This is a genomic window from Streptomyces sp. NPDC027663 (genome assembly GCF_055566415.1).
Window position 1 is genome coordinate 688,251 of the sequence record NZ_JBVHSK010000001.1, and the last position, 12,781, is coordinate 701,031.

Annotated in this window: 9 protein-coding genes; 4 read left to right on the forward strand and 5 right to left on the reverse strand. The window is 71.9% G+C overall.

The features are described from left to right. Positions 1 to 146 precede the first annotated feature (146 nt). Entirely contained in the window at positions 147 to 2,084 is a 1,938-nt protein-coding gene (locus ACZ4SF_RS03040) for an amylo-alpha-1,6-glucosidase (RefSeq protein ID WP_468377408.1), read from the reverse strand. Then, a complete protein-coding gene (locus tag ACZ4SF_RS03045; protein ID WP_468377410.1) occupies positions 2,081 to 3,643 on the reverse strand; it encodes an MGH1-like glycoside hydrolase domain-containing protein in 1,563 nt (520 codons plus the stop codon). The genes ACZ4SF_RS03040 and ACZ4SF_RS03045 overlap by 4 nt, the downstream gene beginning before the upstream one ends. Positions 3,644 to 3,763: 120 nt before the next feature. Here ACZ4SF_RS03045 and ACZ4SF_RS03050 point away from each other — a divergent pair, with 120 nt between their 5' ends. After that, complete coding sequence (locus tag ACZ4SF_RS03050) at positions 3,764 to 4,984, forward strand: ROK family transcriptional regulator (RefSeq protein ID WP_468377413.1); 1,221 nt, start codon at positions 3,764 to 3,766, stop codon at positions 4,982 to 4,984. A 428-nt stretch (positions 4,985 to 5,412) separates the two neighbouring features. Next, on the forward strand, positions 5,413 to 8,133 hold the full coding sequence (gene ppdK, locus ACZ4SF_RS03055; protein WP_468377416.1) for a pyruvate, phosphate dikinase: 2,721 nt from the start codon (positions 5,413 to 5,415) through the stop codon (positions 8,131 to 8,133). Positions 8,134 to 8,393: 260 nt separating this feature from the next. Here ppdK and ACZ4SF_RS03060 read toward each other — a convergent pair whose 3' ends face one another. Together ACZ4SF_RS03060 and ACZ4SF_RS03065 are read right to left on the reverse strand one after the other, a co-directional pair. Then, a complete protein-coding gene (locus ACZ4SF_RS03060) occupies positions 8,394 to 9,122 on the reverse strand; it encodes a DUF5710 domain-containing protein (RefSeq protein ID WP_468377418.1) in 729 nt (242 codons plus the stop codon). A 364-nt stretch (positions 9,123 to 9,486) separates the two neighbouring features. Beyond that, positions 9,487 to 10,164, reverse strand: coding sequence for a TetR/AcrR family transcriptional regulator (locus ACZ4SF_RS03065; protein ID WP_468377421.1), 678 nt, complete (start codon positions 10,162 to 10,164; stop codon positions 9,487 to 9,489). 80 nt (positions 10,165 to 10,244) lie between these two features. Between ACZ4SF_RS03065 and ACZ4SF_RS03070 the strand changes: the two genes are divergently transcribed. Continuing rightward, entirely contained in the window at positions 10,245 to 11,699 is a 1,455-nt protein-coding gene (locus ACZ4SF_RS03070) for an MFS transporter (protein WP_468377424.1), read from the forward strand. After that, on the forward strand, positions 11,696 to 12,091 hold the full coding sequence (locus ACZ4SF_RS03075) for a cupin domain-containing protein (protein WP_468377427.1): 396 nt from the start codon (positions 11,696 to 11,698) through the stop codon (positions 12,089 to 12,091). The genes ACZ4SF_RS03070 and ACZ4SF_RS03075 overlap by 4 nt, the downstream gene beginning before the upstream one ends. A 59-nt stretch (positions 12,092 to 12,150) precedes the next feature. On the opposite strand, the gene ACZ4SF_RS03080 is transcribed toward ACZ4SF_RS03075, so the two are convergent. Further along, positions 12,151 to 12,708, reverse strand: coding sequence for a DUF4232 domain-containing protein (locus ACZ4SF_RS03080; RefSeq protein WP_468377429.1), 558 nt, complete (start codon positions 12,706 to 12,708; stop codon positions 12,151 to 12,153). Between the last annotated feature and the right edge of the window lie 73 nt (positions 12,709 to 12,781).

Below are 12,781 nucleotides of genomic sequence, written 5' to 3' on the forward strand. Positions count from 1 at the left end.
CGGGGAACTGCGCGACCAGCCACAGACGGCCCGCGCTTCCGGTACGGCCCGCGCTTCCGGTACGGCCCGCGCTTCCGGTACGGCCCGCCTTCCGGTACGGCCCGCGCTTCCGGTACGACAGGACCTGCACGGCGCCCCACGGAGTGCTACGCGCCCCCGACCGCCGTCAGCAGAGCGAGCGGCGCAGCGGCAGACCGCGCCTCCCGCCCGCACGCATGCGGATACGGCACCGGCTCCCCGTGCGGAGCACGCCCGTACCCGGCCAGCACCTCCGGCAGCCGGTGCCCCGCCGCCGTCGCCGCGTCGACCAGCCCGTGCGCGACCGTACGGGCCTCGTCGTGCAGCCCGTACCGCGCAAGACCCAGCGTGATCAGCGCGTTGTCGTGCGGCCAGACGGAGCCACGGTGATAGGAGAGCGGATGGTAGGCAGCCTGGCCGGAGGCCACCGTGCGGACGCCCCAGCCGGAGAAGAAGTCCGGCTCCAGCAGCCGTCGGCCCACCACCTCGCCGTACTCCTTGTCCAGCAGTCCCGACCACAGCAGGTGCCCGGCGTCGGAGGCCAGCGCGTCGATCTGCCGGCCCCGCCCGTCCAGGGCCAGCGCCGGGAAGGAGCGCTCCGGCATCCAGAAGTCCCGCTGGAACCGGTCCCGCAGGTCGGCCGCCGCCTGTTCGAGCAGGGCGGCGTACGTCTCGTCGGCCCACACCGCACGCGCCACGGCCGCCGTGCGGCGCAGCGCGTCGTACGCGTAGCCCTGGGCACCGGCCGCCATCACCGCACCCGTGGGCCGGGTGCCGTCGGCGCAGCAGATCGCGCCGGGGGAGTCCTTCCAGTTCTGGTTGGCGAGGCCGCCCTCGTCGGCGCGGTAGACGAGGTAGCCGCGCGAGGTCAGTCCGCCGTGGTCGAGCATCCAGCCGACGGCGGCCCGGGCGTGCGGTTCCAGACGGCGGGCCAGGGCCGTGTCGCCGGTCTGCTCGACGTACGCACCCAGCAGGATCAGGAACAGCGGGGTGGCGTCGACCGAGCCGTAGTAGCGGCGGAACGGCACCTGGCCGAAGTGGGCCAGCTCGCCCTGCCGTACCTCGTGCACGATCTTGCCGGGCTGGGCGACCGGGGACCCGCCGGTGCCGGTGGCCTGGGTGGCGGCCAGGGCGAGGAGGGTGGCGGCGGCCGGCCCGGGACGGTAGGGGAGGGCGAAGAGCGAGGTGAGCAGGGCGTCGCGGCCGATGAGGGTGAGGAACCAGGGGGCGCCGGCCGCCGGTACCCGCAGCTCCTCGCCGTCCGGTCCGGTGGCCACGACCTGGAGCGCCGCCAGGTCGGCGAGCCCGCGGGCGCACGCGGCGGCCAGCTCCGGCCAGCCGGTCGGGAAGGCCACGCCCTCCACGAACTCGCCCTCCAGGGCGATGAGCTGCCGCTGCACGGCGGCCGGGTCGCGGGGCACGCGCACAGCGCGCTTCTCACCGTGCGGGCGGGCGATCACCCGCAGCAGCAGCTCCGTCGTGGCATGCGGCGCGAGGTCGAGGGTCCACACCAGGCGGCGGGCTCCGGTGCCGGTCTCCTCCACGGCGTCGGGGGCCGGGTCGGCCGTGATCGTCGTACAGGACCGCCATTCGGCGCGCCGGTAGGTGAACTCGATGCCGTCGTCGAGGACGTTGCGGGAGCGCAGGGCGCCGGCCTTGACGTAGGTGCGGTAGTCGGAGCGGAGTTCGAACTGGTCGGTGAAGTCGGCGTCGACGGTGAGCGCGAGCCGGACGGTGGTGGGCACCGGGCGGTTGCTGGTCACCTTCAGGGACTCGGTGAACGAGCTGTCCGCGACGGCCTGTTCCCGGAAGAGGGTGTGGGCCGGCGGCTCCTGCCGGCCGCCGCGCGGGACCAGCACACACCGTGCCGCGTCCCCGTCCGTGACCGGGGTGAGCACCTCGGGCACCGCGCCGTCCACTGTGAGCTGCCAGCGGCTGAGGTGCCGGGCGTCCCGCACGAACAGTCCGTCCGGCAGGCTGTTGCCCCGCACCCCGCTGATGTCGCCCCGGTCGCCCACGGCGGCGAAAGTGGCGCCGTACACGAGCAGATGATGCCGGTCCGTCATCCCCGGTCCCCTCCTTTGTCACTCCTGTCGAACGTGCCGGTGTCCGCGGGGGACACGCCCTTTTGGCGGCTCTTGTCCAGCGTTTGACGATCGCGGGGCGTGGGCCGCTGGTGGAGCAGATCGAGCGCGAGCGCCGCCGTCCAGCTGAAGCCGGTCGCGCCACAGGCCTCGCCGGTGAACGGGTCGACGTACTCGGCGAAACCGCTCGCCTCGGCCAGCTGCAGCACCGCCGCGCGCAGGGCGTCGGCCGCCGCCGGCTCGCCCTGCACCCGCAGCCCCCGCTCCACCAGCCAGTTCGTGTTGAACCAGGCCGGGCCGCGCCAGTACCGGTGCGGGTCGAAGGCCTCGCCGAGCAGGTCGTAGCTCGGGACCAGCCGGGTGCGGTCGCCGAGCGAGAAGTGAGGACCGCGCAGGGTGCGCAGGAGTGCGGCGGCGATGCCGCGCGGGAGTCCGGGCAGGAGCAGCGGGACCAGCCCGGAGACGCTGCGTTCGGGCACCAGGCCCCCGCCCCGCAGGTCCCGGCACAGGAACATCCCGGCCTCCGCGTCCCACAGCCGCGCCACCAGGGCAGCCGTGAGCTGCTCGGCGCGGGCCCGCCGGGCGGTGCCGGCCGCGCCCAGTTCCCCGACGATCCGTGCGAGGGCGTGCTCGGAGGCGATGAGCAGGGCGTTGAACGCCGGGTCCTCCACGGCGAATCCCCCGTCACCGTCCCCCGGCCTCCCGCCCGGTCCGTCCCCGTGCCTCCCGCCCGGCTCGTCCCCGTGCCGCTCGCCTGTCCCGTCCCCGTGCCGCTCGCTCGGCCCGTCCCGGTATCCGCGGTCCCGGTAGTCGGCCGCCAGTCGCACGTACCGCCCGTAGTCCAGATCCGTCGGCCGGTCCTCCGGTGCGCTGTGGTCGAGGTCGGCGCGGCGGAAGGAGCGGGCCGGGGCGGGAGTGATCCGGGCGAGCGGGGCGTCCCAGCAGGGGCTGTTGTCCATACCCTGTTCCCAGGGGTGGACGACGGACGCCAGACCGCCGCCGCCCAGGTCCCGCCGGTGCAGCAGATACCGGTGCCAGGCGGCCAGCCGCGGGTACACCCGGGCCAGGAACCCCCGGGCCCGGGAGAGCCCGGGGTCGGCGCGGTGCACCAGCCAGGCCGCCAGCGCATGCACCGGTGGCTGCACGATCCCGGACGTCTGTACGGTGCGCGGAGCGCCCACGGTGCGGCCGGACGTGGCGGAGCGCCAGAAGTCGGGGCTCGGGAAGTACGCGTCGAGCGGTACGGAGGGGTTGAAGACGATGTGCGGGATCCGCCCGTCCGCCCACTGGGCCGCCAGCAGCGTCTCCAGCTCGGTCTGGGCCCGCAGCGGCGAGACGTGCCGCAGACCGATGGCGATGAACGCGGAGTCCCAGGACCACTGGTGCGGATACAGGTTCCGGGAGGGGACCGTCGAGCTGCCCGTCCAGTTCGCGTCCAGCACCCGGGCCGCCCCGGCGTGCAGGGACGTCGTCGTGTCCGGTGGATCGTATGCGATCTCGTACTCCGTACCTCGGACACTGAGCTGGGCAGAGCGATCCACTCGGGGCTCCCCGGAGACGTCCGGCCGACCGGCTTCGCCGGCGACCACCGTAGGGTTACGTCTATTTAACACGCAAAACTCACTATGTAATGCAGACTTGAGGAACACAAGGGGGTGCGCATGAGCGGGCGTCCGGGAAGATCGGGCAGAAGCGGGAGCCAGGCCGGCGCCGGCGATCTGCTCGAACTGGTGCGCAGCGGCCGGGCGGTGACGCGCGGTGCGCTCCAGCAGGCGACCGGACTGTCCCGGGCCACCGTCGGCCAGCGCCTGGACCGGCTGTTCCGGGCCGGCTGGCTGCGCGAGGGCGCCGGCGGCCCGGTCGGTTCGCCGCTCGGCGGCCGCCCCTCCATCACCCTGGAGTTCGACGACTCCCACGCGGTGGTCCTCGCAGCCGACCTGGACACCCGGCACGCCCGCGCGGCCGTCCTCACCCTGACCGGCGAGATCCTCGCCGAGCACTCCGGCACCCTGGTGGTCGAGGACGGTCCGGAGACCGTCCTCGGCGAACTGGGCCGCTGGTTCGCCGAGCTGCTGACCAAGGCCGGGCGCCGGGCCGGTGAGGTGTGCGGGATCGGGCTCGCGGTGCCGGGCCCGGTGGACAGCGAGACCGGCCGGGTGGTCCAGCCGCCGATGATGCCGGGCTGGGACGGCTACGACATCCGGGGGCGCCTGTCCCGTGCCTTCACCGAGCACACCGGAGCCGCCGCGGTACCGGTCCTGGTCGACAACGACGCCAACCTCATGGCCTACGGCGAACAGCGCACCGGTCACCCCGGCTGCAGGGCCTTCGTCCTGGTCAAGGTGTCCACCGGCATCGGCGCCGGGGTGGTCGTGGACGGCTCTGTCTACCGGGGCGTGGACGGCGGGGCCGGCGACATCGGGCACATCCGGGTCGGCGCCGACGCGCTGTGCCGGTGCGGCTCGTACGGCTGCCTCGCCGCCGTCGCGAGCGGTGGTGCCGTGGCCCGGCGGCTGGCCGAGTCCGGAGTGCCGGCCGCCTCCGGAGCGGACGTACGGGACCTGCTGGCGGCCGGGCATCCGGAGGCCGCCGCGCTGGCCCGGGAGGCCGGCCGGCAGGTCGGGGACGTGCTGGCGACGGTCGTGACGTTGCTCAACCCGGGCGTGCTGATGATCGCGGGCGACCTGGCGGGAACGCCCTTCCTCACCGGCGTACGCGAACTGCTCTACCAGCGGGCGCTGCCCCGCTCCACGGCTCACCTGGACATCGTCACCTCCCGGCTCGGCGAGCGGGCCGGGCTGACCGGCGCGGGAGCGCTCGTGGTGGAGCACTTGTACGCGCCGGAACGGGCCGAGGAGCGGCTCTCGGCCATGGGCGTGTGACAGGCGCGTTTCCCTCTCGGAGCGTGCCCGGAAGAGGGTCCGCAGAGGGTCCGCATGGTGGAACACGGCGGTCTGTGGCAGCGTGATTCTCGCCACCCTTGATAAGGGTTGCGCTCAGATGAGCGGATCTTGGGCGACTGCACTTCTCCAAGGGGTGGCACTGGGTGCCACCCCTTGATCGTTCATCGATCGAAATCAGACGTGCCGAGGTCTGCTCATCTGAGCGAAAAACCGCACCGGTGGGCGGTCATGTCTTCAAGAAGTGAAAACATAAACGCCGCTTCGCTTGCCAAGCTTTGACTTTCGATCCGCTGGCGGACGAGTGGTTACAGGCGCATGACGGGCAAGTGGACATACCCATAGACCTTCGATCTGGGTATGTTCCTGGCCGTCAGGGCAGCCACCGTGGCCTCAAGGAGTCGAGACCCGTGTCGGAAAACAAAGAACCCCACGTAGCGAAGTTCGTTTACGACTTCACCGAGGGCAACAAGGACCTCAAGGACCTTCTCGGCGGCAAGGGTGCCAATCTCGCCGAGATGACCAACCTCGGTCTGCCGGTCCCTCCCGGCTTCACCATCACCACGGAGGCCTGCAAGGTCTACCTGGAGAGCGGTGCGGAGCCCGCGGCACTGCGTGACGAGGTGAGCGCGCACCTGGACGCCCTCGAGCAGAAGATGGGCAAGAAGCTCGGCCAGGCCGACGACCCGCTGCTGGTCTCCGTCCGCTCCGGCGCCAAGTTCTCCATGCCGGGCATGATGGACACGGTCCTCAACATCGGCCTCTCCGACAAGTCGGTGCAGGGCCTGGCCAAGCAGGCCGGCGACGACCGGTTCGCCTGGGACTCCTACCGCCGCCTCATCCAGATGTTCGGCAAGACCGTCCTCGGTGTCGACGGCGAGCTGTTCGAGGAGGCCCTCGATGCGGCCAAGGAGGCCAAGAAGGTCACCGTCGACACGGACCTCGAAGCGGCCGACCTGAAGAAGCTGGTCACCAAGTTCAAGAAGATCGTCAAGACCGAGGCCGGCCGGGACTTCCCGCAGGACCCGCGCGAGCAGATGGACCTCGCCATCAAGGCGGTCTTCGACTCCTGGAACGGCGACCGCGCCAAGCTGTACCGCCGCCAGGAGCGCATCCCGCACGACCTGGGCACGGCCGTCAACGTCTGCTCGATGGTCTTCGGCAACCTCGGTCCCGACTCCGGCACCGGCGTCGCCTTCACCCGCGACCCCGCCTCCGGTCACCAGGGCGTCTACGGCGACTACCTGCAGAACGCCCAGGGCGAGGACGTCGTCGCGGGCATCCGCAACACGGTTCCGCTCGCGGAGCTGGAGCAGATCGACAAGAAGTCGTACGACCAGCTCATGCAGATCATGGAGACGCTGGAGAACCACTACAAGGACCTCTGCGACATCGAGTTCACGATCGAGCGCGGCCAGCTGTGGATGCTCCAGACCCGGGTCGGCAAGCGCACCGCCGGCGCGGCCTTCCGCATCGCCACGCAGCTGGTGGACCAGGGCCTGATCGACGAGACGGAGGCGCTCCAGCGCGTCACCGGCGCCCAGCTGGCCCAGCTGATGTTCCCGCGCTTCGACGACAGCGCCAGGACCGAGCAGGTCGGCCGGGGCATCGCGGCCTCGCCGGGTGCGGCGGTCGGCAAGGCGGTCTTCGACTCGTACACCGCCGTGAAGTGGTCCCGCTCCGGCGAGAAGGTCATCCTCGTCCGCCGTGAGACCAACCCCGACGACCTGGACGGCATGATCGCCGCCGAGGGCATCCTCACCTCCCGCGGCGGCAAGACCTCCCACGCGGCCGTCGTCGCGCGCGGCATGGGCAAGACCTGTGTCTGCGGCGCCGAGGAGCTGGAGGTCGACACCAAGCGCCGCCGGATGACGGTCCCCGGCGGACACGTCGTCGAAGAGGGCGACCTGATCTCCATCGACGGCTCGTCCGGCAAGGTCTACCTGGGCGAGGTCCCGGTCGTCCCGTCCCCCGTCGTGGAGTACTTCGAGGGCCGGATGCACCCGGGTGCCGACGACGCGGACGAGCTGGTCGAGGCGGTCCACCGCATGATGGCCTTCGCCGACCGCAAGCGCCGCCTGCGGGTGCGCGCCAACGCCGACAACGCCGAGGACGCGCTGCGCGCCCGTCGCTTCGGCGCCCAGGGCATCGGCCTGTGCCGCACCGAGCACATGTTCCTCGGTGAGCGCCGCGAGATGGTCGAGAAGCTGATCCTCGCCGACACCGAGGAGGAGCGCGAGGCCGCCCTGCGGGAGCTGCTGCCCAAGCAGAAGACGGACTTCGTGGAGCTGTTCGAGGCGATGGACGGCCTGCCCGTCACCGTCCGTCTCCTCGACCCGCCGCTGCACGAGTTCCTGCCCGACATCACGGAGCTGTCGGTCCGCGTGGCCCTGGCGGAGTCCCGTCAGGAGCCGCACGAGAACGACCTGCGCCTGCTCCAGGCGGTGCACCGCCTGCACGAGCAGAACCCGATGCTGGGTCTGCGCGGTGTGCGCCTCGGCCTGGTCATCCCCGGCCTGTTCACCATGCAGGTCCGCGCCATCGCGGAGGCCGCGGCCGAGCGCAAGTCGGCCAAGGGCGACCCGCGCGCGGAGATCATGATCCCGCTCGTCGGCACGGTCCAGGAGCTGGAGATCGTCCGCGAGGAGGCGGACCAGGTCATCGCCGAGGTCGAGGCGGCGACCGGTACGCAGCTCAAGCTCGCGATCGGCACGATGATCGAGCTGCCACGCGCCGCGCTGACGGCGGGCCAGATCGCCGAGGCGGCGGAGTTCTTCTCCTTCGGCACCAACGACCTGACCCAGACGGTGTGGGGCTTCTCCCGCGACGACGTCGAGGCCTCGTTCTTCACGGCGTACCTGGAGAAGGGCATCTTCGGTGTGTCGCCCTTCGAGACGATCGACAAGGACGGCGTCGGCTCCCTGGTGAAGGCCGCGGCGGAAGCGGGCCGGCGTACCCGCCCCGACCTCAAGCTCGGCGTCTGCGGCGAGCACGGCGGTGACCCGGAGTCGGTCCACTTCTTCCACCAGGTGGGTCTGGACTACGTCTCCTGCTCCCCGTTCCGCATCCCGGTCGCCCGCCTGGAGGCCGGCCGTGCGGCGACCCAGTCGGAGGGCAGCGACCACCGCTGACCCACCCGGAACCCCGGAGCCGCCGTTGGTCCCCGACCCTCACCGATCGGCGGCGGCTCCGGCGCACGAAAGAGAAGGGGCGGCACCCTGTGCGGGGGTGCCGCCCCTTCGGGCATCATCTGCGGAGACTGTCACGGTACGTCGCTGACCAGGCGAGTGGCACGCTGTGGACTGCCCGCAGTTGTGAGAGTCGGTGAGCGGGGACCGAGCCGGCCGCCGGGTCTGAGGAACGGACGCAGGACCAGACAGATCGTTCCCGGCTACGCGCCCCCGGACTGTTGAGGCGGGATACTCCCGCGGCGCAGCGCATCAGCAGCAATCGACGGCCGGGAGTCCGCTGCCGGTGGAGGCGCCAGACTGATGCCGGCATCCGTCAGGATGGACAGGTCCAGCTCGTAGCTGCGCTCGGAACGGGCCCTCCAGACTGTGAAGGCCTCGGCAACGTGCGCGCGGGCCTGCTCTTCCGTCATGCCAGTGACGTCCATCAGATGCAGCAGCGCATCTGGAGCCAGCCCACGAAGCTGGGCCAGCCCGAAGTGGGTGACTGTGTGACAGTCAGTACACAGGCAGATCAGCCGGCCCAGCCTCTGTACGAGCCGGTCCTCGTCGTACACCCACCGCTCGTGCGCTTCCAACCAGCGCTTCACATCACGGTCCTGCGTGGCGCCGCACACCTCGCACCGCTGGCCTGCCCTACCAGTGATCATTCGGCGGAGACGTTCCCAGTCCCTTGGCGAGACGCAGGAGCGGACGTTGGTGAACCAGCAGGAAGACGGCACCAGGTCGACGAACAGGCCCTGTCCCAGTGTCCGGTCCTCACCTGGGAGAAGTTCCGGTACGGCGGGGCCGGCGAGCCAGCGCTCCAGGGTGGTTTCGCGACCCGGCGGGGCGTACCAGCGCCGTGCAGTGGCGTCCCATCGGGCGCCGGCCGCCTTGGCCTCGTCCTTCTCCTGGTAGCTCACGTCCAGCCACGTACGCGAGACCCCCATGTCCCCTCCCCCTGCCGCAAGTTGCTGACTTCGGGATCTTATGGGGCGTCAGAGGGCGTAAGCGGGCTTGTTTCAAGAATTACGACAACCGGATCGTGAGGCTGTCGTACCTGTGCGAGGCAGAGGAAGACCGGACCGCCGCCATGATGGATGCCGCGCTGAGCGATGTGCCCCAAGAGTGCCTTCTGAGGGGCGGCAGACCCCGAGTTCCCTGTGCGGGGCGTTGGTCTTGCAGCCTGTGCGGGGGTGCCGCCCCTTCGCGTAGTCCGGCGCGGTCGAGCCGGCGGATCAGTCGTCCCTCCTCGGGTGGAGGGCCGCGTATCGCGTGCTCCCCCGGTCCAGCAGATCCCGGAGTTCGGGGCCGCTATCCCGACGCGGGATACAGAAGCCCGTTCAGCAGCGCCCGCAGTCCCCGTTCGTAGGTGTCCTCCGCCGTGAGGGGTGCCCAGCGGGCGGCGGCCCGGGACAGGTGGGGGAGTTCGGCCGGGTCGAGGCCGGCGAAGACCTGGTCGCGGTAGGTGGGGCGGTCGTCGGTCGTGCGGCGGCGGGCCGAGGTCGCGCGGACCAGGATCTCCCCGGCCGTGTAGTACCAGATCGCCCGGTAGCCGTGCACGGCCTGTTCGAGGGTGAGCCCGCAGTCCGTCAGGCCGGCGACGATCTGCTCAACGAACCAGAGGGCGGAGGCGGACATGAGGTCGTCCGCCGTCAGGACCTCCACGATCCAGGGGCACGCGGCGAGTACGTCGTGGATGGCCAGAGCCGCTGTGAGGATCCGTTCGCTCGGGTCCGTGGGCGCAGCTTCCGGGCGGTGCAGGGACTGGGCCGCGTAGTCGTCCAGCAGGAGGATCAGCAACTCCTCCTTGTCACGGACGTGGTGGTACAGGGCCATCGGCGTGCTGCCGATCTCCGTGGCGAGCCTGCGCATCGTCAGCCGGCCCACCCCCTCCTGCGCCACGATCCCGCGCGCCGTCCGGATGATCTCCTCGCGGGAGATACGGGCAGGTCGGCCGGTGGTTCTGCGGGGGGCGGGCGGCTGTGGCATGGGGTCATCATCCCTCAGCCGGCGAGGAGTTCGGGCGGCGGGTGTCGACATCGGCCACCGGCGCCCGCTAGTTTTCTTACATGTATAAAAACTTACGAGGCCGTCCTGGGGCGGTGCTGGCCGCGGCTGCCGTCGCCCAGTTCGTCGTCGCCCTCGACATGGCCATCGTCAATGTCGCGCTCCCCGCGGTCCGCTCCGCACTCGGATTCGCCCCGCTCGACCTGTCCTGGGTCGTCCACGTCTACGCGCTCACCTTCGGCGGGTTTCTGCTGCTCGGCGGCAGGGCCTGTGACCTGTACGGCCGGCGGCGGCTGTTCGTGGCGGGTCTGGCCGTCTTCGGGCTCTGCTCGCTCGCGGGCGGACTGGCCCAGGAGCCCTGGCAGTTGGTGGCCGCCCGTGCGGGACAGGGGGCCGGGGCGGCCGCGACCGCGCCGGCCGCACTCACCTTGCTGACCAGAACGTTCACCGAGGGCCCCGGGCGCGTGCGTGCCCTCGGGGTGTGGAGCGGGATGAACGCCGCGGGCGGTGCGCTGGGGGTACTGGCCGGCGGCGTGCTGACCGAGTACGCCGGCTGGCGCTGGGTGATGCTGGTCAGCCTGCCCATCGTGGCGGTGGCGCTCACGCTCGCGTACGCGGCCGTACCCGCCGATGTGCCACCGGCCCGGCGGGGGCGGCCGGACGTGCTCGGCGCCCTCCTCGCCACCGGCGGCATCGGGCTGCTGGTCCTCGGGGTCGTACGCACCGATGCCAGGGGGTGGGCGTCCGCCGCCACATGGGGAACGCTCGCTCTCGCGGGTCTCCTGCTCGGTGCCTTCGCCGCCGTCGAAGCGAGGGCCCCGGCCCCGCTGCTGCGGCTCGGCCTGCTGCGCAGCCGCTGGGTCGCCGGTGCTGGTCTGCTGGTGTTCCTGGCGGCGGCCGGGCAGTTCACCGCGTTCTACTTCGTCTCGCTGTACCTCCAGCAGGTGCTGGGCCTCGGTGCAGCCGCGACCGGCGCCGCCTTCCTGCCGTTCTGCGCGGGCTCGGTGGCGGCCACCGTCGTCGCGACCCGCATCACCGCGAGACGGTCGCCGCGCGCCGCGCTGGTGCCCGGCGCGCTGTTCGCCGCCGCGGGCATGGCCTGGTTCGCCGGTATCAGCCCGCACGGCAGCTTCCTCACCGACGTGCTCGGCCCGTCCGTCCTCACCAGCCTCGGCATCGGGCTGATCTTCGCTCCGGCGGCCACCGCCGCGACGACAGGCGTCCGGCCCGGCGAGGCCGGCATGGCCTCGGGCGTGTTCAACAGCGCCCGGCAACTCGGCGGCTGCATCGGCCTGGCCGGCCTGGCCACGGTCGCCGCGCACCGCACCAGCACGGCCGCCGACCCCACCGGCTCCGCCGCGCTCACCGACGGCTACGCACTGGGCCTCGCCGTCGCCACGGCTCTCTTCGTGCTCGCGGCGGCGGTCGCGATCGGTGTCCTGCCCCGCCGCCGGGCCGCCGGAGCCACGGCACCCACACCTACCGAACAACCCCGGCTGGAAGGAACCCCGTCATGACCATCGCCCCCGTCGATCTGTTCGGCTCGGCGCTGCAGTTCCTGCCCGACGGTGACGTCCGGGCCGCTGCGCGGCGGATGGCCGACGGCGACCCCGGTGTCTGGCAGATCGCCACCTTCCACGTGGAGACCGACGCCGACGTGCACGCCGACCACTGGGAGACGCACCCCGACGGAGAGGAGGCCGTGTGCTGTCTGTCCGGTGGTGTGCGCCTGTACCTCCGGCCCGCCGTCGAGGGCGGCACGGAGGAGATGGTGCGGCTGCCGGCCGGTACTGCGGTGATCGTGCCGCGCGGCCGCGCACACCGGCTGGAACTGGACGGCCCCAGCGACCTCATGTCGGTCACCCGCCGCCGCGGCACCCGCCAGGAGCGGCGCGCCGAGCCGCGCTGAGGGCGGCTCGGGTACGGCACCGGCCGCGGTGCCGTACCCGGAGCCTCGGTCTCCTCCGCTCAGAAGGCGCCCTGGACGTTCACCGGGCCGACCTGGAAGGTGCTGGAGCAGATCGTCCAGGGGGCCGGGACCAGGACCGCGGTGCGGGACGCCGGGGGGTAGACCTGGAGATAGGCGCCGGTGCGCAGGCAGGGGCCGCCCACCGGGCCGTTGGTGGTGCGGACGACCGCCGAGGCCGAGCGGGCGGGGTTCAGTGTGACGGTGCCGTAGGTCCGGCCGCTGTGGGTGGCGGCCGGGCCGATCCGGTGGTGCGCGCTGTCCAGGACGCTGACGCCCGGGTAGCCGCGCAGGGCACAGCTGGTCGTACTGGTGTTGGTGAACCGGATCGGCCAGTACAGCGAGCCTGCCGCGCCCTCCTTGGTGCCCATGGACAGATACAGGTCGCTCACCGCGCAGGTCCGTACGGCGGCCGTGGTCCGGGCCGCCGCCGGCGTCGCGCTCCACGCGGCTCCGGCGGCCGTGACGCCCACGAGGGCGGCGCCCAGCACGGCCGCCGGGCCACGCCTGCGGAGTGTCCGGAGGAACCTCGGGGATTTCGGATTCGGATACGGGAACATGGCGCATCCCCCTCCATCGGGCGAATGGGTGGATGAAGGTCACTGGATTGGATGCGTCCCGCCCGGGAAAAGT

Bases quoted from the DNA above. Each gene is read 5' to 3' on its own strand.
- ACZ4SF_RS03075 (WP_468377427.1), top strand. From the start codon at position 11,696: ATGACCATCGCCCCCGTCGATCTGTTCGGCTCGGCGCTGCAGTTCCTG.
- ACZ4SF_RS03050 (WP_468377413.1), top strand. From the start codon at position 3,764: ATGAGCGGGCGTCCGGGAAGATCGGGCAGAAGCGGGAGCCAGGCCGGC.
- ACZ4SF_RS03060 (WP_468377418.1), bottom strand. From the start codon at position 9,122: ATGGGGGTCTCGCGTACGTGGCTGGACGTGAGCTACCAGGAGAAGGAC.
- ACZ4SF_RS03080 (WP_468377429.1), bottom strand. From the start codon at position 12,708: ATGTTCCCGTATCCGAATCCGAAATCCCCGAGGTTCCTCCGGACACTC.
- ACZ4SF_RS03065 (WP_468377421.1), bottom strand. From the start codon at position 10,164: ATGCCACAGCCGCCCGCCCCCCGCAGAACCACCGGCCGACCTGCCCGT.
- ACZ4SF_RS03040 (WP_468377408.1), bottom strand. From the start codon at position 2,084: ATGACGGACCGGCATCATCTGCTCGTGTACGGCGCCACTTTCGCCGCC.
- ACZ4SF_RS03070 (WP_468377424.1), top strand. From the start codon at position 10,245: ATGTATAAAAACTTACGAGGCCGTCCTGGGGCGGTGCTGGCCGCGGCT.